This window comes from Streptomyces sp. NPDC052079, from assembly GCF_040680275.1.
Classification (GTDB): Bacteria; Actinomycetota; Actinomycetes; order Streptomycetales; family Streptomycetaceae; genus Streptomyces.
Genome location: NZ_JBFAWL010000016.1, coordinates 74,406 through 94,620, shown reverse-complemented (window position 1 = coordinate 94,620; position 20,215 = coordinate 74,406). Strand labels below are relative to the sequence as shown.

The following is a 20,215-nucleotide window of genomic DNA, read 5'->3' as shown; positions in this document are numbered from 1 at the left end:
CCGGCGGGGCGCGTCATTCCGCGTCCGGGCCGGCCTCCCGCAGCCGCTTGGCGAACGCGGCGGCGGCCGCGCCCGGGTCGTCCGCCTCGGTGAGGGCGCGCACCACGACGACCCGGCGGGCTCCGGCCTCCAGCACCTGGTCGAGGTTGCCGAGGTCGATGCCGCCGATGGCGAACCAGGGGCGGTCGGTGCCGAGGGCGGCGGTGTACCGGACCAGGCCGAGGCCGGGGGCGGGCCGGCCGGGCTTGGTGGGGGTGGGCCAGCAGGGGCCGGTGCAGAAGTAGTCCACGCCGGGCTGGACGGCGGCCGCGGCGGCCTCGGATTCGGAGTGGGTCGAGCGGCCGATCAGGATGTCCGGGCCGAGGAGGGCCCGCGCGGCGGGAACGGGCAGGTCGCCCTGGCCGAGATGGAGGACGTCGGCGCCGGCGGCGTGGGCGACGTCCGCGCGGTCGTTGACCGCGAGTAGCTTGCCGTGCCGGGCGCAGGCGTCGGCGAGGACCGCCAGATGTTCCAGTTCCTCAGCGGACTCCATGCCCTTGTCCCGCAACTGCACGATGTCGACCCCGCCGGCCAGGACTGCGTCCAGGAACTCCGGGAGGTCCCCCTGCCGTTTGCGGGCGTCGGTGCAGAGGTAGACCCGGGCGTCGGCGAGCCGGTCTCGGACGGTGTCGGTCATGCGGGTGTCCCCCCGGGATGTCGGTGCGGCAAGGACCGGGCGGGACCCGGTGGTCATCGGGGCGCACTCGCCCGCCACCAGACCGGGAGCGCACACCGCAACGGACCCTATGCCGCCCCGGCCGGCCGCGGCACACCCACCCGCGGCGCGGGCAGGGATGCCCGTCGGCCGGGGTCACGTGCCCCGGCCGACGGGGCTGCTGTCCGGTCGTCTGTCGGTCGGGATCTGTCGGGTGCGGGTCAGACCGCGAGCGCCTGGGCCCGGCGCTTCACCTCCGTACCGCGGTTCTCGCCGAGTGCCTGCGCGGGCGTGCCCGGCAGGGTCGGGTCGGGGGTGAAGAGCCACTCCAGCATCTCTTCGACCGTGAAGCCGTCGTCCCGCAGGAGCGTCAGGGTGCCGGTCAGGCCCTTGACCACCTTGTCCCCGTCGATGAAGGCGGCGGGCACGTGCAGCGCGCGGTTCTCACCCCGGCGTACGGCGATGAGCTGGCCCTCCTTGACCAGCTGCCGGACGCGCGTCACCTCGACGCCGAACTGTTCGGCGATCTCGGGGAGAGTGAGCCAGGCGGGGACGAGAGCATCGATCTTTGCGTCAATCTCGGTCACGGGACAAGCCTGCCACCTGCCACTGACAGTCGGAAGTCAGCCCCCGCCACCTGGGCGGACGCGTCGCCCCCGCGACGCGCGCCCACGGCATCACGCCGCCGCCGACCTCAAGGGCCGACCGGGGTCGGCAAGCACGTCCGGATCCATGCCGGCGCCCGCCCCCATGAGCCGACGCCCCTGCGCCGGTCCCGTCGAAAGTCAGCCCCCCGCCACCCAGACGGACGCATCAGCCCCGCCACGCGCACCCACAGGCTCACGCCGCCGCCGACCTCAAGGGCCGACCGGGGTCGGCAAGCACGTCCGGATCCATGGCACTGCCCGCCTCGATCAGCCGACGCCCCTGCACCGGTCCCGTAGAAAGTCAGCCCCCCGCCACCCAGACGGACGCATCAGCCCCGCCACGCGCACCCACAGGCTCACGCCGCCGCCGACCTCAGCGGCCGGCCAGGGTCGGCGAGCAGGGCCGGATCCATGCCGGTGCCCGCCTCGAAGAGCCGACGCGCACCCACAGGCTCACGCCGCCGCCGACTCCAGGGACCGGCCAGGCTCGGCAAGCACGTCCGGATCCATGGCACTGCCCGAATCGATCAGCCGCCGCCCCTGCACCGGTCCCGTCGAAAGTCAGCCCCCCGCCACCCAGACGGACGCATCGGCCCCGCCACGCGCGCCCCACCGGTTCACCCCGCCGCCGACTTCAGCGGCCGGCCAGGGTCGGCCAGCAGGTCCGGGTCCATGGCGGTGCCTGCCTCGATGAGTCGGCGTCCCTGGGCCAGGTCGCGGGGCCGTCCCACCGCGAGTAGCGCGACCAGGCGGGACCCGCGCAGCCAGCAGACGCTCCACGCCGGCCCGGACGGGTCGCCGCGCCATACGGTCAGCTCGGCGTCCGCGTGGTGTCCCGCGTACTGGACGAAGCGCCCGAACTGCTCGGACCAGAAGTACGGCACCGGGTCGTACACCGCCGGGGCCCGGCCGGCGGGCACGCCGAGGATGTTCGCGGCGACCGTACGGGGCCCCTGCAGGGCGTTGTCCCAGTGGGGGACCAGCAGGCGCTCGCCGTAGCGGCCGGACGGGAAGGACGCGCAGTCGCCGACCGCGTACACATCCGGCACAGAGGTCATCAGACCGCGGTCGGCCACGACCTCGCCCTGCGTGCCGAGCTCGACCCCGGAGCCCGCCAGCCAAGCCGTGGCGGGCCGGGCCCCGATGCCGACGACCACGGCACCCGCGGGCAGCCGCGTCCCGTCGTCCAGGACGACCTCACCGTGCCCGACACGCGCCACGCGCGCGTGCGTGCGCAGGGTGACGCCCGCCTCGGCGTACCAGGCGGTCATGGGGGCGGCCACCTCGGCGGGCAGCGCCTCGGCCAGCGGTCGTCCCCCGGCCTCCACGACGGTGACCGCGCAGCCCGCCTCGCGGGCCGCCGTGGCGAACTCCGCGCCGATCCAGCCGGCGCCGACCACCACGATGTCGTGCTGCCGCGCGAGCACCGGCCGCAGGCGTTCGGCGTCGTCCAGGGTGCGCAGCAGATGCACGCCGGGGACGCCCTCCGTGCCCGGCAGCCGGACCGGTTCCGCGCCGGTGGCGATCACCAGGACGTCGTAGGGGACGGCCCCGGCCTCCGTGTCCAGCTCGTGGTCATCGGGTCGCAGGCCCAGCACCTCGCAGCCGAGGCGCAGTTCGATGCCGAGTTCCTCGAAGTCGACGTCGAAGGCCGAGCTCTCGGCCGTGCCGAGCAGGACCGCCTTCGACAACGGCGGCCGGTCGTAGGGCTGGTGGGGCTCCGCGCCGATCAGGGTCACGGTGCCGGTGAAGCCCTGCTCCCGGAGGGCGGCCGCGGTCCGTACACCGGCCATGCCCGCGCCCGCCACCACGACACGCCGCGGCTGGGAACGTCCCGGTTCCTGTGTCTGCTCGCTCACCCGGTCACCTTAGACACCATCCGCTTCGGATCGGCCGAGCTCCTCCACCACGCTCGTCCCGCTACCCGGCTGCGACTCCCACTCCCAGCTCTCCTCCAGCCGCACCCGCCCGTCGGACAGCTCCACGACCGTCGACACACAGTGCCCCGAGGACGTCGTGCCGTCCCGCTTGAGCTGTACGTAACGGAAGTCGAGCCGGTCCCCCGCGCGGGTGCCGACCAGATGCCCGCGGACGACGTCGCCGCCCACGTAGTCGGCCCAGATCTCGCCGTCCCGCTCGTGGTAGACGAACCGGGTACGGGTGCCGACCTGGCCCGGAGCCTGGTCGGCCACGGGGGCGAGGACGAGTCCGTCGAGCGATGGTGCCACGCGGAGGCTCCCTTACAAGTGCGCTGTGCCGAGGGCTAGGGTGGCCAACGTAAAGCACTCGCGGGAGCCCGGACGCACCGGGCTGAGAGGGAGGCTGGCGGCCTCCGACCGTACGAACCTGATCCGGGTCATGCCGGCGAAGGGAGGGGCTGGACGCCCATGTCGCCCACGCGTACCTCAGAGGTCCTCGTCGTCGGGGGCGGAGTCATCGGACTGGTCACGGCCTGGCGGGCGGCGCAGCGCGGTCTCGCCACCACCGTGGTGGACCCCGAGCCGGGCGGCGGCGCCGCCCGGGTGGCCGCCGGGATGCTGGCCGCCGTCACGGAGCTGCACTACGGCGAGGAGACCCTGCTCGGCCTGAACCTCGCCTCCGCGCGGCGCTATCCCGCCTTCGCGGCCGAGCTGACCGAGCTCACCGGCCACGACCTCGGCTATCGCAGGTGCGGCACCCTCGCGGTGGCCCTGGATGCCGACGACCGCGCCCACCTGCGGGAACTGCACGCGCTGCAGCAGCGCTCGGGCCTGGACGCCCAGTGGCTGTCCGGGCGCGAGTGCAGGCGCCTGGAGCCGATGCTCGCGCCGGGGGTACGCGGCGGGCTGCGGGTGGACGGCGACCACCAGATCGATCCGCGCCGGCTGGCGGCCGCCCTCGTCACCGCCTGTGAGCGGGCCGGCGTGACCATCCGCCGGACGTGGGCCGAGCGGCTCCTCGTCACGGGCGGCCGCGCGACGGGGGTCGTCACCGCCGACGGCGCCGAGCTGGGCGCCGGCCAGGTGGTACTCGCCGCCGGCAGCCTCAGCGGACGGCTCGCGGGCGTCCCGGAGGACGTGCTGCCGCCCGTGCGCCCCGTGAAGGGGCAGGTGGTGCGGCTGACGATGCCCGAGCGCCACGGTCCCTTCCTGAGCCGGACCGTGCGGGCCGTGGTGCGCGGCAGCCATGTCTACCTCGTGCCGCGCGAGAACGGCGAGCTGGTGATCGGCGCTACGAGCGAGGAACTCGGCTGGGACACCACGGTGACCGCGGGCGGCGTGTACGCGTTGCTGCGCGACGCCCATGAGCTGGTTCCCGGGATCACCGAACTGCCGCTCGCCGAAACCCGGGCCGGGCTGCGCCCCGGGTCCCCCGACAACGCGCCGCTGCTCGGCCCGACGGAACTCGAGGGGCTGCTGCTGGCAACCGGCCACTACCGCAACGGAGTGCTGCTGACACCGGTCACCGGCGACGCCATGGCGGACGTCCTGACCACCGGTGAACTGCCAGAGGTGGCTCGTCCCTTCACCGCCCGGCGCTTTGGCGCCGCCGTCCTCACGGAGCAGCCCGCATGAACATCTCCGTCAACGGGGAGCGTCGGCAGATCGAGCCCGGCACGGCCCTCGACACCGTCGTCACCACGCTCACCGCGGCGCCCTCGGGTGTGGCCGCCGCACTCAACGAAACCGTCGTCCCGCGCGCGCAGTGGCCCACCACCCCCCTGGCGGAGGGGGACAGGGTGGAGGTCCTCACCGCCGTCCAAGGAGGCTGACCATGGCCGACGATCCGTTCGTCCTCGGCGGTACGTCCTTCACGTCCCGTCTGATCATGGGTACGGGAGGGGCGCCCAGCCTGGACGTGCTGGAGCGGGCGCTGGTGGCGTCCGGTACGGAGCTGACGACCGTCGCGATGCGGCGGGTGGACCCCTCGGTGCAGGGGTCCGTGCTGTCGGTGCTGGAGAGGCTCGGGATCCGGGTGCTGCCCAACACGGCGGGGTGCTTCACGGCCGGGGAGGCGGTGCTGACGGCACGGCTCGCGCGGGAGGCGCTGGGCACGGACCTGGTGAAGCTGGAGGTGATAGCGGACGAGCGGACCCTGCTGCCGGACCCGGTGGAGCTGCTGGACGCGGCGGAGACGCTGGTCGACGACGGGTTCACGGTGCTGCCGTACACGAACGACGATCCTGTGCTGGCGCGGAAGCTGGAGGACGTGGGGTGCGCGGCGGTGATGCCGTTGGGGTCGCCGATTGGGTCCGGGCTGGGGATTCGTAATCCGCACAACTTCGAGCTGATCGTGGAGCGGGCGGGGGTGCCGGTGATTCTTGATGCGGGGGCGGGGACGGCGTCCGATGTGGCGCTGGCGATGGAGCTGGGGTGTGCGGGGGTGATGCTGGCGTCGGCGGTGACGCGGGCGCGGGAGCCGGTGGTGATGGCGGCTGCGATGCGGGGGGCGGTGGAGGCGGGGCGGCTGGCGCGGGTGGCGGGGCGGATTCCTCGGCGGTGGTTCGCCACGGCGTCTTCTCCTGCGGAGGGCTTGGCTGCGCTGGATCCGGAGCGGCCGGCGTTCTAGGCACCGCGCCGCTTGCTGGGGGTCGGCGGGGGTGGGTGCGCTTGCCGGCGCTGACAGGGTGCCGCTGCGCCCACCCGTGCCGCCCCGGGGGTACCTCCCAGGCCTTTAAGGCACTGGGGGAGGCACGACTGCCCGCAGCTACGGCGGCATGCGACTGCCCGCAGCTACGGCGGCATGCGACTGCCCGCGGCTGCGTCGGCGTGCGACTGTCCGCAGTTGCGTAAGGGCGACGCACGTCACAGGTCCGCTTCAAGAGGGGATCAGCTGGGCGGGGATGTCTGTGGTGGCTCGTAGACTCGCTGCGTGGATACGACCCTTCAGGACCCTCTGGTCGGGCAGGTGCTCGACGGCCGGTATCGCGTCGAGGCGCGGATCGCGGTCGGCGGGATGGCCACGGTCTACCGGGCCGTGGACACCCGCCTCGACCGGATCCTCGCGCTCAAGGTGATGCACCCCTCCCTCGCCGCCGACGCCTCCTTCGTCGAGCGGTTCATCCGCGAGGCGAAGTCGGTGGCGCGCCTGGCCCACCCGAACGTGGTGCAGGTCTTCGACCAGGGCACCGACGGCGCGTACGTCTATCTGGCGATGGAGTACATCGCCGGCTGCACCCTGCGCGACGTGCTTCGCGAGCGCGGGGCGCTGCAGCCCCGGGCCGCGCTGGACATCCTGGAGCCGGTGCTGGCCGCGCTCGGTGCCGCGCACCGGGCCGGGTTCGTGCACCGGGACATGAAGCCCGAGAACGTGCTGATCGGGGACGACGGCCGGGTCAAGGTCGCCGACTTCGGGCTGGTGCGGGCGGTGGACTCGGTGACGAACACCACGGGCACCGTGCTGGGCACGGTTGCGTACCTGGCCCCGGAGCAGATCGAGCACGGCACCGCCGACCCCCGCGTGGACGTCTACGCCTGCGGGATCCTGCTCCACGAGATGCTGACCGGCGAGAAGCCGCACGACGGCGACTCCCCCGCGATCGTGCTCTACAAGCATCTCCACGACGACGTGCCGCCGCCCTCGGCCGCCGTGCCGGGTATGGCGTACGAGCTGGACGAACTGGTCGCCTCGGCGACCGCGCGCAATCCCGAGGTGCGTCCGCACGACGCGGTGGCGCTGCTCGCGCAGGTCCGCGACGCGCGCGGCCGGCTCGGCGACGAGCAGCTCGACGCGGTGCCGCCCCAGGCGCTGACGTCGGGGAGCGACGACCACGACAACGCGGACGACCGTACGAGCGTCATCCCGCGCGCGCTGACGGTGCCCCGCCCGCTGCCCGTCAACGAGGACGAGGGCGCGGACCCGGTGCACCAGACCAGCCGGTTGCAATCACCGCCGCCGCTGCCGCCCCGGCGGCGTACGGCGCTGCGGCGCGGCCCGATGGCGATCGTCGTGGCCGTGCTGCTGGCGCTCGGGCTCGGGGCGGGCGTGTGGTACATCAACTCCGGCCAGTTCACCAAGGTCCCGCCGCTGCTGGCGAAGACGGAGAAGGAGGCCCGGGACCGGCTGGCGGACGCCGGGCTGGACGTCGGCGAGGTGAAGGAGACGTACAGCGACACGGTGGAGCGGGGCAAGGTGGTCGGCACCGACCCGAAGGCCGGCGCCCGCATCCGCAGCAACGACTCGGTGTCGCTGACGATCTCGAAAGGCCCGCAGACCGTGCGGGTGCCGGACCTGGACGGCTATCCGCAGGACAAGGCACGGTCGCTGCTGAAGGACGAGGGCCTGGAGCCGGGCATGGCGACCCGTGAGTTCAGCGAGACCGTGCCCGCCGGTTCGGTGATCTCCACGGAGCCGGGCAAGGGCACCAAGGTCCGGGCGGGGTCGGCGGTGGCGCTGACCGTGAGCAAGGGCAGCCCCGTGGACGTGCCCGATGTGACCGGCGACGACCCGGAGGACGCGCGTGCCGAACTGGAGAAGGCCGGCCTGAAGGTGAAGATCGCCGCCGAGCGGGTCACCTCCGAGCACGACGCGGGCGAGGTGGCCCGGCAGAACCCGGGCTCCGGCAGCCGGGCCGCCGAGGGCGACACCGTGACGCTGACGCTGTCCAAGGGCCCCGAAATGGTCGAGGTGCCGGACGTCGTCGGCGACAGCGTGGACGAGGCCAAGGAGAAGCTGGAGGGCGCCGGCTTCCAGGTGGACGAGGATCGCGGACTGCTCGGCCTGTTCGGCGACACCGTGAAGGGGCAGTCCGTGGACGGCGGCGACACCGCGCCCAAGGGCTCGACGATCACCATCGAGATCCGCTGACGGGAGGGGGCCCCGTCCGGGGACGCGCTCGCGCATGGCAACCTTGGCGCGTGAAGAATCACCCGTCCGGCCCCGTCCGCAACCCGATCGGCAGCCATGTGCCCGTGGCGGGCGGCCTGCATTCCGTCGGCCTGTCCTACGCCCGTGAACTGGGCGCCGAGACCGTGCAGGTCTTCGTCGCCAATCCGCGCGGCTGGGCCACCCCGGCCGGCAACCCCAAACAGGACGAGGCGTTCCGCGCGGCCTGCGCCGCCGAGTCGATCCCGGCGTATGTGCACGCCCCCTATCTGATCAACTTCGGTTCCCACACCGAGGCGACCGTGGAGCGGTCCGTGGAGTCGCTGCGGCACTCGCTGCGGCGGGGGCGGGAGATCGGCGCGCTCGGCGTGGTGGTCCACACGGGCAGTGCGACCGGCGGCCGTGAGCGGTCGGTGGCGCTCAAGCAGGTGCGGGAGCGGATGCTGCCGCTGCTCGAGGAGCTGACCCATGACGACGACCCGTTCCTGCTGCTGGAGTCGACCGCGGGCCAGGGCGCCTCGCTGTGCTCACGGACCTGGGACTTCGGGCCGTACTTCGAGGCGCTGGACGCGCATCCGAAGCTGGGGGTCTGCCTGGACACCTGCCATGTCTTCGCGGCCGGGCACGATCTGACCGGGCCGGTCGGGATGCACCAGACGCTGGATCTGCTGGTGGAGACCGTCGGCGAGGGGCGGTTGAAGCTGATCCACGCCAATGACTCCATGGATGTGGTGGGCGCCCACAAGGACCGTCACGCGAATATCGGCGCCGGACACATTGGTGAGGACCCGTTCCGGGCGCTGATGACGCATCCGGCGACCGAGGGCGTACCGCTGGTCATCGAGACGCCCGGCGGCAAGGAGGGACACGCGGCGGACGTGGAGCGGCTGAAGAAGCTCCGGGACGGCTGAGACCTACGGCGGTCCGAGCTCGGGGCCTTCGCCGGGTTCCTCCTGATAGGAGTAGCGCTGTTCCTTCCAGGGGTCGCCGACGTTGTGGTAGCCGCGCTCCTCCCAGAAGCCCCGCCGATCGGCGGTCATGTACTCCACGCCGCGCACCCATTTGGGGCCCTTCCAGGCGTACAGATGGGGGACGATCAGCCGCAGCGGAAAGCCGTGCTCGGCGGTCAGCAGCTCGCCGTCCTTGTGGGTGGCGAAGAGGGCACGCGAGGACATGAAGTCGGCGAGCCGGAGGTTGGAGCTGAAGCCGTACTCCGCCCACACCATCACATGGGTGACGCCGGGCGCGGGCGGGGCGAGGTCGACGACGGTGCGCGCGGGGATTCCGCCCCACTCGGCTCCGACCATGCTGAACTTGGTGACGCAGTGCAGATCGGCCACGACGGTGGCGTACGGCAGGGCCGTGAACTCCTCGTGGCTCCAGCGGTGCTTCTCACCGTCGGCGGTGGCGCCGAAAACCCGGAACTCCCACCGCTCTGGCCGGAACTTGGGAACCGGCCCGTAGTGCGTGACCGGCCAGCCCTTTTGCAGTCGCTGCCCCGGCGGGAGCTCGAGCCGCGCCGCTCCTTCTGATGCGCGCTCCCCCGATTCGCGTTCCGCCGGCTGACCCATGTCTCCATCCTGACAGACCGGGGGCGATGCCCCTGAACCGGGCCGGGAAGAATCGGGCAATCAGGCACAAGAAGTAACCAAGTATGCACTTACTTACTAAGTCAAGACTTACTGGACGATTTTCCTCGCCGGTGCCATCATGCGGCGCAACCTGCCAGTTCCCCGCGCGGAAGGAGCCCATGCGATGCAGGGCGACCCCGAGGTCATCGAATTCCTCAACGAGCAGCTGACCGCCGAGCTCACGGCGATCAACCAGTACTTCCTGCACTCGAAGCTGCAGGATCACAAGGGCTGGACGAAACTCGCCGAGTACACGCGCGCCGAGTCCTTCGACGAGATGCGGCACGCGGAGCTGCTCACCGAGCGCATCCTGCTCCTGGACGGCCTGCCGAACTACCAGCGGCTGTTCCACGTCCGGGTCGGGCAGACCGTCACCGAGATGTTCCAGGCCGACCGGGAGATCGAGCTGGAGGCGATCGACCGGCTGCGCCGCGGGGTGCCGGTCATGCGCAGCAAGGGTGACATCACGTCGGCCAACGTCTTCGAGGCGATCCTGGCCGACGAGGAGCACCACATCGACTATCTGGACACCCAGCTGGAGCTGATCGAGAAGATGGGCGAGGCGCTCTATCTGTCGACGGTCATCGAGCAGTCCCAGCCCGACGCCTCAGGCCCGGGTACGTCGCACTAGCGGACGGTCCCCCGGGACGCTCAGGCGGCTTCCGGGAGCTCGGTGGTGAGCGGCGGCTCGCCCTGGTCGATCAGTTGCCGGCGAGGGCAGGAGCCGCGGCCGAGCAGTGCCTGGATGCGTCGTACGCAGCCGCCGCAGTCGGTGCCGGCCTTGCAGGCGGAGGCGATCTGCCGGGGCGTGCACGCTCCGGCCTCCGCGTGCTCCTTCACCTGTTCCTCGGTCACGCCGAAGCAACTGCAGACGAACACGCGGGTCACCTCCCGACGAAGTGCTGGGCCGAGCCGTACCGACCCCTTGATCGGTGAGGCAAACCTAACCTTACCCGTCGCCCCGGAGCACAAAAAAGGGGGGTGGAGCGGCATCCTCTGTGATACACGCCCCACCCCCGTACGCCGTGTCAGCGGCCGGTTCCCCTACTGGTCGCGGTACATCTCCGCGACCAGGAACGCCAGGTCAAGCGACTGGCTGCGGTTGAGCCGCGGGTCGCAGGCCGTCTCGTAGCGCTGGTGCAGATCGTCGACGAAGATCTCGTCGCCGCCGCCCACGCACTCGGTGACGTCGTCGCCGGTGAGCTCCACATGGATGCCGCCCGGGTGGGTGCCGAGCTCCTTGTGGACCTCGAAGAAACCCTTCACCTCGTCGAGCACGTCGTCGAAGCGGCGGGTCTTGTGGCCGGAGGCCGCCTCGAAGGTGTTGCCGTGCATCGGGTCGGTCACCCAGGCCACGGTGGCACCGGACGCGGTGACCTTCTCGACCAGCTCGGGCAGAGTGTCGCGGATCTTGTCCGCGCCCATCCGGACGATGAAGGTCAGCCGGCCGGGCTCACGCTCGGGGTCGAGGCGCTCGATGTACTGCAGCGCCTCCTCGGCCGTCGTGCTCGGGCCGAGCTTGATGCCGATGGGGTTGCGGATCCGGGACGCGAACTCGATGTGCGCGTGGTCCAGTTGCCGGGTGCGCTCACCGATCCACACCATGTGCGCGGAGACGTCGTACAGCTGTCCGGTGCGCGAGTCGACGCGGGTGAGCGCGGACTCGTAGTCGAGCAGCAGCGCCTCGTGCGAGGAGAAGAACTCGACGGTCTTGAACTCCTCCGGCTCGACGCCGCAGGCCTGCATGAAGTTCAGCGCCTGGTCGATCTCCCGGGCCAGCTGCTCGTAACGCTGGCCGGACGGGGAGGACTTCACGAAGTCCTGGTTCCAGGCGTGCACCTGGCGCAGGTCGGCGTAACCGCCGGTGGTGAAGGCGCGCACCAGGTTCAGCGTGGACGCCGACGCGTGGTACATCCGCTTCAGCCGCTCGGGGTCCGGGACCCGGGCCTCCTCGGTGAACTCGAACCCGTTGACGGAGTCGCCCCGGTAGGTGGGCAGCGTCACACCGTCGCGGGTCTCGGTGGGCTTGGAGCGCGGCTTGGAGTACTGGCCGGCGATCCGCCCGACCTTCACGACCGGCACGGAGGCGGCGTAGGTGAGGACGGCACCCATCTGGAGCAGCGTCTTGAGCTTCGCCCGGATGTGCTCGGCGGACACCGCGTCGAACGATTCGGCGCAGTCGCCGCCCTGGAGGAGGAACGCCTCTCCCTTGGCGACGGCCGCCATCCGGGCGCGCAGCTGGTCGCACTCGCCCGCGAAGACGAGCGGCGGATACGACTCGAGGTCCGCCATCACTGCGCGCAGAGCCTCGGCGTCGGGGTACTCAGGCTGCTGCGCCGCGGGCAGGTCTCGCCAGGTGTTGCCAGCGCTCGCGCTGGTCTTAGCGTTCACGGTCACGGACCCCACATTACGGTGTCGGATCGGTCGTCCATCCCGGCGCTCAACAAATGAGACAAGAGCCGCACGGCTCTGAGATGCGCTAGGGTCAGGGCCATGTTCGCGCACTCGACCCGCACCTGGTGGTGGACCGCTCATCCGGCGGCCCACTGACTGCGCGTACGTACCGACTTCGCGAAGGCCGCCCGAGGGGCGGCCTTCGGTGGTTTCCGGGGCCGTTCCTCACCGCTCACGACAGCGACGAAACGAGGAACGCCCCATGGACCTGACCCAGCTCCCCCACGACGACCGCCCCTTCGCCCTGCTGCGCCGCCGCACCCCGGGGCACGACCACGAAGTAGTCGAGCTGCTGATCGGCCCGGTCACCAGCCGGGAGCGGCTGGCCGACCTGCCCGACGAGGGGCTGGCGCTGGTCCCCTTCCGGCAGATCCGTGAGCGCGGCTTCGACGTCCGCGACGACGGCACCCCGCTGCTGGTGCTGACCCCCGAGGAACGTGACGAGATCCCGCTCGCCGAAGCGCTCGACCGGCTCCCCGCCCACGGCGTCCGCGTCGAGGGCGGCGGCTTCGACGTCGGCGACGAGGAGTACGCGCGGATCGTCGGCCGGGTCCTCGACGAGGAGATCGGCCGGGGCGAGGGCGCCAACTTCGTGATCCGCAGAACGTACGAGGGTGAAGTCCCCGGGTTCGGGCGGGCCGACGCCCTCGCGCTGTTCCGGCGGCTCCTCGAGGGCGAGCGGGGCGCGTACTGGACGTTCGTGGTGCACACCGGCGACCGGACGCTGGTCGGGGCCAGCCCGGAGGTACATGTGAGGGCGTCCGGCGGGACGGTCGTGATGAACCCGATCAGCGGGACCTACCGCTATCCGGCTGGCGGGCCGACCCCCGAGCACCTGCTGGAGTTCCTCGCCGACGGCAAGGAGATCGAGGAGCTGTCGATGGTCGTCGACGAGGAGCTCAAGATGATGTGCACCGTCGGCGACATGGGCGGGGTCGTGATCGGCCCCCGGCTGAAGGAGATGGCGCATCTCGCCCACACCGAGTACGAGCTGCGCGGCCGGAGCTCACTGGATGTGCGCGAGGTGCTGAGGGAGACGATGTTCGCGGCGACCGTCACCGGGTCGCCAGTGCAGAACGCCTGCCGGGTGATCGAACGGCACGAGACCGGCGGCCGGCGCTACTACGCGGGCGCGCTCGCGCTCATCGGCCGTGACGAGGGCGGCGCCCAGACCCTGGACTCCCCCATCCTGATCCGCACCGCCGACATCGACGCGGCCGGACGGCTGCGGGTGCCGGTCGGGGCCACGCTGGTGCGCGGCTCGGACCCGGCGGGCGAGGTCGCGGAGACCCACGCCAAGGCGGCCGGGGTGCTGGCCGCGCTGGGCGTGCGCCCGGGACGGCCGCGCGCGGAGTCCGTACGGCCGCAGCTGGCCGACGACCCGCGGGTGCGGGCGGCGCTGGACGGGCGCCGGGCCTCGCTGGCGCCGTTCTGGCTGCGGATGCAGGAGCGGTCCGACGCGCTGACCGGCCACGCGCTGGTCGTCGACGGGGAGGACACCTTCACCGCGATGCTCGCCCACGTGCTGCGCGCCGCCGGTCTGGACGTGACCGTGCGCCGGTACGACGAGCCAGGTCTGCGGGAGACGGTGCTCGCCCACGAGGGCCCGCTGGTGCTGGGTCCCGGGCCGGGCGACCCGTCCGACACGGCCGACCCGAAGATGCGGTTCCTGCGCACGCTGACCGCCGAGGTCATCGGCGGCAACCGGCACGGCGTCCTCGGCGTCTGCCTCGGCCACGAGCTGATCGCGGCCGAGCTGGGGCTGGAGATCGTACGCAAGGAGGTGCCGTACCAGGGCGCGCAGACGGAGATCGATCTGTTCGGGCGGCGGGAGACGGTCGGCTTCTACAACAGCTTCGTGGCGCACTGCGACGAGGACGCCGAGCGGGAGCTGGCCGCGCACGGCATCGAGGTGAGCCGCGCCGCCAACGGCGAGGTGCACGCGCTGCGGGGCGCGGGGTTCGCGTCGCTGCAGTTCCATCCCGAGTCGGTGCTGACCCTGAACGGCGCGGCGGTCGTGCGGGAGCTGATGGGTCAGCTGCGCGGCACCAGGACGTTCTCGGAGCGGCGGCCGGCGGTGTAGTCGAGGACGTTGTTCACCGTGGTCTCGATGATCTGCCGGACGGCGTCCTCGGTGTAGTACGCCTGGTGGGAGGTCACGAGGACGTTCGGGAAGGTGACCAGGCGGGCCAGGGTGTCGTCGTCGACGGCCTCCAGCGACTTGTCGAGGAAGAACAGACCCGCCTCCGCCTCGTACACGTCCAGTCCGACGCCCGTGAAGCGGCCCTCGCGCAGTTCGGCGACGAGGGCCGCGGTGTCGACGAGACCGCCCCGGCTGGAGTTCACCAGGATCGCGTCGTCCCGCATGGTCTTCAGGGCGGCGGCGTCGATGAGGCGCTGGGTGGCGGGCAGCAGCGGGACGTGCAGGCTGACCAGGTCGGACTCGGCGAGGAGCTGGTCCTTGGGGACGTAGGTCATGCCGAGGTCCCGGCAGGCGGGGTTCTCGCTGACGTCCCAGCCCAGCAGTCGCATGCCGAAGCCGTGGGCGATCCGGGCGAACGCCTCGCCGATCTTGCCGGTGCCGAGGATGCCGGCGGTGCGGCCGTGCATGTCGCGGCCCATCAGTCCGTCGAGCCGGAAGTCGAAGTCGCGGGTGCGGATGGAGGCGCGGACGACGCGGCGGTTGACCGCCATCGCTAGGGTCCAGGCGAACTCGGCGACGGAGTACGGCGAGTAGGAGGAGACCCGGGCGATTGTCAGGCCGAGCCGTTCGGCGACCTCCAGGTCGATGTTGTTGAAGCCGGTGGAGCGCTGGGCGACCATCCGGGTGCCGCCGGCGGCGAGGTCGGACAGCACGTCGGCGCCGAGGTCGCAGTTGACGCTGGTGGAGATGATCTCGTGGCCGGCGGCGATGGGGGCGGTGTCGGTGTTGAGGAAGACGCCGACGGCGTGCGCGGCGTGGTGGCTCTTCTCGAAGGCTTGCTCCACCAGGGGCCGCTCGTCGGCTTGCACTCCGAACGCGAGGATCTCCACGGGGCCCTCCGGGGGTGGGGCGGGATTGCTGCCTCCACTGGCGAATATACGGGGGGCGTGGTGGGGGTGCTTGGGCCGAATGGGGCAGTGGGCGGGGTTGTGGCTGGCCGGGGGGTGTCTGCGCAGCCCGGCGCATGCGGGGTGCCGTCGCGCCCACCCGTGCCGCCCCAGCGGCACGATTGCCCGCGGATCGCGGCAGCGGGCCGCGGGAACGGCGGTGCAGCGGGCCGCGGAAGCGGCGGCACGGCGGGGCGCGGGAGCGGCGGTGCAGCGGGGCGCGGGAGGGGCGGTGCAGCGGGGCGCGGAAGCGGCGGCACGGCGGGGCGCGGAAGCGGCGGTACAGCGGGGCGCGGGAGCGGCGGTGCAGCGGGGCGCGGGAGGGGCGGTACAGCGGGGCGCGGGAGCGGCGGTACAGCGGGGCGCGGGAGCGGCGGTGCAGCGGGGCGCGGGAGCGGCGGTGCAGCGGGGCGCGGGAGCGGCGGTGCAGCGGGGCGCGGGAGCGGCGGTGCAGCGGGGCGCGGGAGGGGCGGTGGCGCTGATGGCGGGAGGGGCCGGGGATGGCGGGCGGGGGTGGTTGGGGCCTGGGATGGGGCTAGTCGTTGTCCAGGCCGCGTTCTATGGCGTAGCGGACGAGTTCTACGCGGTTGTGGAGTTGGAGTTTGCCGAGGGTGTTTTGTACGTGGTTCTGCACGGTGCGGTGGGAGATGACGAGGCGTTCGGCGATCTGCTTGTAACTCAGCCCCTTGGCGACCAGGCGCAGCACCTCGGTCTCGCGGTCGGTGAGCCGGGGCGTCCCCGGTTCGCCGTCGGCGGGGGCGGCGCCGGCCGGTTCGGAGGCGAGGCGGCGGTATTCGCCGAGGACCAGTCCGGCGAGGCCGGGGGTGAACACCGGGTCGCCGACGGCGGTACGGCGCACCGCGTCCCGCAGATCCTCCGTGGACGCGGACTTCAGCAGGTAGCCGGTGGCGCCGGACTTCACGGCCTCCAGCACGTCTGCGTGTTCTCCGCTGGCCGACAGGACGAGCACGCGGACGGCGCCGTTCGCGGCGACGACCTCCTTGCAGACCTGGACGCCGGGCTTGCCGGGCAGGTTCAGGTCGAGGACGAGAACGTCCGGCGCGGCGGCCTTGGCGCGGCGCACCGCCTGCTCCCCGTCGCCGGCGGTGGCGACGACCTCGAAGCCCGACTCGGACAGGTCGCGGGCGACGGCGTCGCGCCACATGGGGTGGTCGTCGACCACCATGACCTTGATCGGGTCCGTGTGGCGTCCGGTGGTGTCCGTCATCGCTGTTCCGCCTTCCCCCGCGGGTCGTTCCCGTGCTGCGTCTCCTTGGGCACCTTCAGCTCGACCTCCGTGCCCTGGCCCGGTACCGAGACCAGTTCGGCGCTGCCGCCGAGGTCGCGCAGGCGGTCCCGGATGGACAGGGCCACGCCGAGCCGGCCCTCCCCCTCGGCCTGGGCGAGCCGTCCCTCGGGGATGCCGGGTCCGTCGTCGCGGACGGTGACGATCACGTCGTCCGGTTCGTCCTCGACCAGGATCCATGCGCGGGCCTGCTCGCCGGCGTGCTGGCGCACATTGTCCAGGGCGGCCCCGACGGCGGCGGCCACCTCCCGCGCGGCGGCCGGTGCCAGCAGGACCGGCGCTCCCGGCTCGGCGAGACTCACCCGGGCCCCGGCGAAGGGGGCGAGCAGGGCGCGCAGGTCGACCGGCCGGTCGTCGCCCGCGCCGTCGTCCAGGTCCTGTTCCACGGCCCGTACGACCGCTCCCCGGGCGGCGTCCTCCGAGACCCGGAAGACCGGTACAAGGCCGCCGGAGACCAGAGTGCGCAGCGCCACCTCCTGCTCGCCGGCCATCCGGCCCAGTTCCGCGGCCTCGCCGCCGATCACCGCGCCGCGCCGCTGCACCATGGCGAGCACCTGGAGGACGCTGTCGTGGATGTCCCGCGCGAGGCGTTCCCGCTCCCGGGTGGCGGCCTCGATCTCCAGGGCGCGGGCGAGGGTGCGCTCGGAGGCGCGGGCCACCTCGACGACGTAGCCGATGGCGATGGAGGCGACCCAGACCAGGATCACGTTGTGCACGGTGTCGCGGGCGGGGCTGCCGCGCTCGATCAGGTTGGCGACGGCGACGAGGGTGGAGGCGAGGGCCGCCCAGCGCCAGCCGCCCTTGATGGCGAAGGCGAGCACCGATCCGGCGGTCCAGATGGAGGGCAGGGTCGGGCCGCCCGCCTGCACGCGTTCGGCGGCGTCGGCGACGGGGGTCAGCAGGATGCCGGTGAGGGCGATGGTCAGGTCGGCGGTGAGGAACCGCTTGGTGCAGGCGGCGGCGCTCGCGACCTTGGGCAGGGTGACCAGGGTCCACACCGCCAGGACCGCGAAGAAACCCGCGGCGAGCCAGGGGCGGGCGAACTCCTCGTGCGCGGCGGCGAACAGGCCGACCGCGTACATCATGGTGAGGACCCGGTACCCGGCGAGCGCGCGCCAGAGCGGCTGCTCGACCGACATCCGCATGACGCTGTCGCGCTTGGTCATGGTCCCCCCACAATCCGCCCCGAGCTCCCGCTAGGGACCGGATTGTCTCTCGGTCCGCTCCCGGTCGGCCTGCTCCATCGCGGCCCTGAGCTTCTCGGCCTGTTCCTTCTCCGCGCGGGCGAGGGCCGCCTTCGCCGCCTTCTCCGCTTCCTTCTCCGCCTTGGCCGCCTCCGCGAGCTGCCGCTTCATGGCGGTGGCGTATATGTCGACGTACTCCTGGCCGGAGAGCTTCATGATCTCGTACATGACCTCGTCGGTCACCGCGCGGAGGACGAAGCGGTCGTGTTCCATGCCCTGGTAGCGGCTGAAGTCCAGCGGCTTGCCGATCCGGATGCCGGGCCGCATCAGCTTCGGCACGACCTTTCCGGGCGGCTGGATCTTCTCCGTGTCGATCATGGCGACCGGGATCACGGGTGCCCCGGTGGCCAGCGCCACGCGCGCGAGGCCGCCCGGCTTGCCGCGGTAGAGGCGGCCGTCGGGCGAGCGGGTGCCCTCCGGGTAGATCCCGAACAGCTCGCCGCGCTCCAGCACCTCTATGCCGCTCTTGATCGCCGCCTCACCGGCGCCGCGCGCACCGGAGCGGTCCACCGGGAGCTGGCCGACGCCTTTGAAGAAGGCGGCCGTCATCCGGCCCTTCACACCCGGTGTGGTGAAGTACTCGGCCTTGGCGATGAAGGTGACCTTGCGGTCCAGCACGGCCGGCAGGAAGAAGGAGTCGGAGAACGACAGGTGGTTGCTGGCCAGGACGGCGGGGCCCTCGGCGGGAATGTTCTCCAGGCCCTCCACCCAGGGCCTGAAGGCGAGCTTCAGCGGCCCTCCGATGGCGACCTTCATCGTGCCGTACAACAACCGAGTGCCTCCTGTGCGTGTTGGTCAGACCATATCCCGGCCCACCGTGAAAGGACCCGTCGGCCCTGGTCGGTGTCAGTACGGTCGCGTACGGTGAAGGTCCTGCAATCCGTGTGCCGTCTCTGCCCTGAAGTGACGAGCCGCTACGAACCTGCATGCGCATCCTCAGACGAACAGGAGGCCGAAGGTGCCGCTCCTGACCGGAGCCGAGCCGTTCCGCCACGAGGGCGGGGAGACCGCCGTTCTCCTCTGCCACGGCTTCACCGGTTCGCCGCAGTCGCTGCGCCCCTGGGCGGAGCACCTCGCCGAGCGCGACCTGACCGTCTCGCTGCCGCTGCTGCCCGGGCACGGCACCCGCTGGCAGGACCTCGGGGTCACCGGCTGGCAGGACTGGTACGCGGAGGTGGACCGCGAGCTGCGGCTGCTGCGGGACCGCAGCGCCCGGGTCTTCGTGGCCGGGCTGTCGATGGGCGGCGCGCTGGCGCTGCGGCTGGCCGCGCGGCACGGTGACGCGGTGAGCGGGGTGATGGTCGTCAACCCGGCGAACAAGGTGCACGGCGTGGCCGCGCACGCCCTCCCCGTGCTCCGCCATCTCGTCCCTGCCACCAAGGGCATCGCGAGCGATATCGCCAAGCCGCAGAGCAGGGAGCTCGGCTACGACCGGGTGCCGCTGCACGCGGCGCATTCGCTGCGGAACTTCTTCCGTCTCGTCGACGGCGAGCTGCCCCAGGTCACGCAGCCGCTGCTGCTGATGCGCAGCCCGCAGGACCATGTGGTGCCGCCCGCGGACTCGGCGCGGATCCTCGGCCGGGTGTCGTCGACGGACGTCACGGAGATCCTGCTGGAACAGAGCTACCACGTGGCGACGTTGGACCATGACGCGGAGCGGATCTTCGAGGAGAGCACCGCGTTCATCGGCCGGCTGGCGCCCGGCGCCGTCAAGGAGCCGGAGCCCGGTCTCGGCAAGGAAGGGACGGCCACAGGTGGCTGAGCACGACTCGGACCGTGAGGGCCGCGAGCCGGAGGAGAAGGGCGTCCCCTTCGACGAGGCCGCCGCCTGGGAGGCGATCGTCGCCGGGTACGGCGACGAGCCGCCGGACCCGCCGGGCGCCAAGCCGTTCAAGTCGGTGGAGGACCTGGCGCTGCTGGAGTCCGAGACCAACGACGAGGTGGAGTCCGAGGGGCCCCGGAACGCCGAGGACAAGCCCGCCAAGCCGCTCGGCGGCTCCGTCTCCTTCGCGCCCGGCGTCGGCGGCGGGGGTCCGCGCGACTACAGCGTGTCCGAGCCGTCGGACGACGATTTCGACGAGACGGACGAGGGCCACTTCATCCCGCCGGAGCCGCCGCCGCTGCCGGAGACGGACGTGACGTCGAAGTTCGCCTGGCTCGGTGTGCTGGGCGGCCCGGTGCTGCTCCTGGTGGCGATCCTGCTCCGCTGGGAGATGACCTGGTGGCTGACCACCGTGTGCATCGGCGGCTTCCTGGGCGGCTTCGCGACGCTGGTGATGCGGATGCGCACGGACGACGACGAGGACGACGACGACCCGGGCCGGGGCGCGGTGGTCTGACCGCCG

21 protein-coding genes and 1 riboswitch are annotated in these 20,215 nt (G+C 72.3%); of the genes, 10 read left to right on the top strand and 11 right to left on the bottom strand.

From position 1 onward, the window contains the following. Positions 1-13: 13 nt before the first annotated feature. The 4 genes from thiE to AB0L56_RS22495 all read right to left on the bottom strand — a co-directional run bounded on the left by thiE (position 14) and on the right by AB0L56_RS22495 (position 3,569). Positions 14-676: a thiamine phosphate synthase gene (gene thiE / locus AB0L56_RS22510; RefSeq protein ID WP_361029821.1), complete on the bottom strand. Its 663-nt coding sequence runs from the start codon at positions 674-676 to the stop codon at positions 14-16. 239 nt (positions 677-915) lie between these two features. After that, complete coding sequence (locus AB0L56_RS22505; protein WP_361029818.1) at positions 916-1,281, bottom strand: Rv2175c family DNA-binding protein; 366 nt, start codon at positions 1,279-1,281, stop codon at positions 916-918. A gap of 677 nt (positions 1,282-1,958) precedes the next feature. Further along, entirely contained in the window at positions 1,959-3,200 is a 1,242-nt protein-coding gene (locus AB0L56_RS22500) for an FAD-dependent oxidoreductase (protein WP_365425684.1), read from the bottom strand. A 9-nt stretch (positions 3,201-3,209) separates the two neighbouring features. Then, positions 3,210-3,569, bottom strand: coding sequence for a hypothetical protein (locus AB0L56_RS22495; protein WP_365425682.1), 360 nt, complete (start codon positions 3,567-3,569; stop codon positions 3,210-3,212). Between the two features lie 50 nt (positions 3,570-3,619). Next, a riboswitch (TPP riboswitch) is annotated at positions 3,620-3,731 on the top strand. Between AB0L56_RS22495 and thiO the strand changes: the two genes are divergently transcribed. From thiO to AB0L56_RS22470, 5 genes are all read left to right on the top strand, one after another. After that, positions 3,729-4,895 (top strand): glycine oxidase ThiO, encoded by a 1,167-nt coding sequence (gene thiO, locus AB0L56_RS22490; RefSeq protein WP_365425680.1) that lies wholly within the window; start codon positions 3,729-3,731, stop codon positions 4,893-4,895. (Overlaps the previous riboswitch by 3 nt.) After that, complete coding sequence (thiS, locus tag AB0L56_RS22485) at positions 4,892-5,092, top strand: sulfur carrier protein ThiS (protein WP_361029807.1); 201 nt, start codon at positions 4,892-4,894, stop codon at positions 5,090-5,092. The genes thiO and thiS overlap by 4 nt, the downstream gene beginning before the upstream one ends. 2 nt (positions 5,093-5,094) lie before the next feature. Further along, the gene (locus AB0L56_RS22480) at positions 5,095-5,889 is read left to right on the top strand and encodes a thiazole synthase (protein WP_365425678.1); all 795 of its coding nucleotides are present in this window, start codon (positions 5,095-5,097) and stop codon (positions 5,887-5,889) included. A 303-nt stretch (positions 5,890-6,192) separates the two neighbouring features. Next, positions 6,193-8,127 carry a Stk1 family PASTA domain-containing Ser/Thr kinase gene (pknB, locus tag AB0L56_RS22475; RefSeq protein ID WP_361036589.1) on the top strand — a complete coding sequence of 645 codons (1,935 nt, stop codon included), beginning with the start codon at positions 6,193-6,195 and terminating at the stop codon, positions 8,125-8,127. 50 nt (positions 8,128-8,177) lie between these two features. Further along, complete coding sequence (locus AB0L56_RS22470; RefSeq protein WP_365425675.1) at positions 8,178-9,056, top strand: deoxyribonuclease IV; 879 nt, start codon at positions 8,178-8,180, stop codon at positions 9,054-9,056. 3 nt (positions 9,057-9,059) lie between these two features. On the opposite strand, the gene AB0L56_RS22465 is transcribed toward AB0L56_RS22470, so the two are convergent. After that, complete coding sequence (locus AB0L56_RS22465; protein ID WP_361036585.1) at positions 9,060-9,716, bottom strand: sulfite oxidase-like oxidoreductase; 657 nt, start codon at positions 9,714-9,716, stop codon at positions 9,060-9,062. Between the two features lie 184 nt (positions 9,717-9,900). Between AB0L56_RS22465 and bfr the strand changes: the two genes are divergently transcribed. Then, positions 9,901-10,407 carry a bacterioferritin gene (gene bfr, locus AB0L56_RS22460; RefSeq protein ID WP_361036583.1) on the top strand — a complete coding sequence of 169 codons (507 nt, stop codon included), beginning with the start codon at positions 9,901-9,903 and terminating at the stop codon, positions 10,405-10,407. Between the two features lie 20 nt (positions 10,408-10,427). Here bfr and AB0L56_RS22455 read toward each other — a convergent pair whose 3' ends face one another. Together AB0L56_RS22455 and AB0L56_RS22450 are read right to left on the bottom strand one after the other, a co-directional pair. After that, entirely contained in the window at positions 10,428-10,655 is a 228-nt protein-coding gene (locus AB0L56_RS22455) for a (2Fe-2S)-binding protein (RefSeq protein ID WP_361036581.1), read from the bottom strand. Between the two features lie 165 nt (positions 10,656-10,820). Continuing rightward, the gene (locus AB0L56_RS22450; protein WP_361036579.1) at positions 10,821-12,173 is read right to left on the bottom strand and encodes a class II 3-deoxy-7-phosphoheptulonate synthase; all 1,353 of its coding nucleotides are present in this window, start codon (positions 12,171-12,173) and stop codon (positions 10,821-10,823) included. Positions 12,174-12,269: 96 nt separating this feature from the next. Between AB0L56_RS22450 and AB0L56_RS22445 the strand changes: the two genes are divergently transcribed. Together AB0L56_RS22445 and AB0L56_RS22440 are read left to right on the top strand one after the other, a co-directional pair. Next, on the top strand, positions 12,270-12,326 hold the full coding sequence (locus AB0L56_RS22445) for a trp operon leader peptide (protein WP_078493144.1): 57 nt from the start codon (positions 12,270-12,272) through the stop codon (positions 12,324-12,326). 106 nt (positions 12,327-12,432) lie between these two features. Next, entirely contained in the window at positions 12,433-14,313 is a 1,881-nt protein-coding gene (locus tag AB0L56_RS22440; RefSeq protein ID WP_365425672.1) for an anthranilate synthase family protein, read from the top strand. Here AB0L56_RS22440 and AB0L56_RS22435 read toward each other — a convergent pair. From AB0L56_RS22435 to AB0L56_RS22420, 4 genes are all read right to left on the bottom strand, one after another. Beyond that, positions 14,265-15,263: a 2-hydroxyacid dehydrogenase gene (locus AB0L56_RS22435; RefSeq protein ID WP_361036575.1), complete on the bottom strand. Its 999-nt coding sequence runs from the start codon at positions 15,261-15,263 to the stop codon at positions 14,265-14,267. The genes AB0L56_RS22440 and AB0L56_RS22435 overlap by 49 nt on opposite strands. Before the next feature lie 592 nt (positions 15,264-15,855). Beyond that, the gene (locus AB0L56_RS22430; RefSeq protein ID WP_365425670.1) at positions 15,856-16,548 is read right to left on the bottom strand and encodes a response regulator transcription factor; all 693 of its coding nucleotides are present in this window, start codon (positions 16,546-16,548) and stop codon (positions 15,856-15,858) included. Beyond that, positions 16,545-17,792: a DUF5931 domain-containing protein gene (locus tag AB0L56_RS22425; RefSeq protein ID WP_365425668.1), complete on the bottom strand. Its 1,248-nt coding sequence runs from the start codon at positions 17,790-17,792 to the stop codon at positions 16,545-16,547. The genes AB0L56_RS22430 and AB0L56_RS22425 overlap by 4 nt, the downstream gene beginning before the upstream one ends. 30 nt (positions 17,793-17,822) lie before the next feature. Continuing rightward, positions 17,823-18,626, bottom strand: coding sequence for a lysophospholipid acyltransferase family protein (locus tag AB0L56_RS22420; protein ID WP_365425757.1), 804 nt, complete (start codon positions 18,624-18,626; stop codon positions 17,823-17,825). 202 nt (positions 18,627-18,828) lie between these two features. Between AB0L56_RS22420 and AB0L56_RS22415 the strand changes: the two genes are divergently transcribed. Both AB0L56_RS22415 and AB0L56_RS22410 read left to right on the top strand, forming a co-directional pair. Beyond that, the gene (locus AB0L56_RS22415) at positions 18,829-19,632 is read left to right on the top strand and encodes an alpha/beta fold hydrolase (RefSeq protein WP_365425666.1); all 804 of its coding nucleotides are present in this window, start codon (positions 18,829-18,831) and stop codon (positions 19,630-19,632) included. Continuing rightward, entirely contained in the window at positions 19,625-20,209 is a 585-nt protein-coding gene (locus AB0L56_RS22410) for a hypothetical protein (protein ID WP_365425664.1), read from the top strand. The genes AB0L56_RS22415 and AB0L56_RS22410 overlap by 8 nt, the downstream gene beginning before the upstream one ends. Positions 20,210-20,215: the final 6 nt, after the last annotated feature.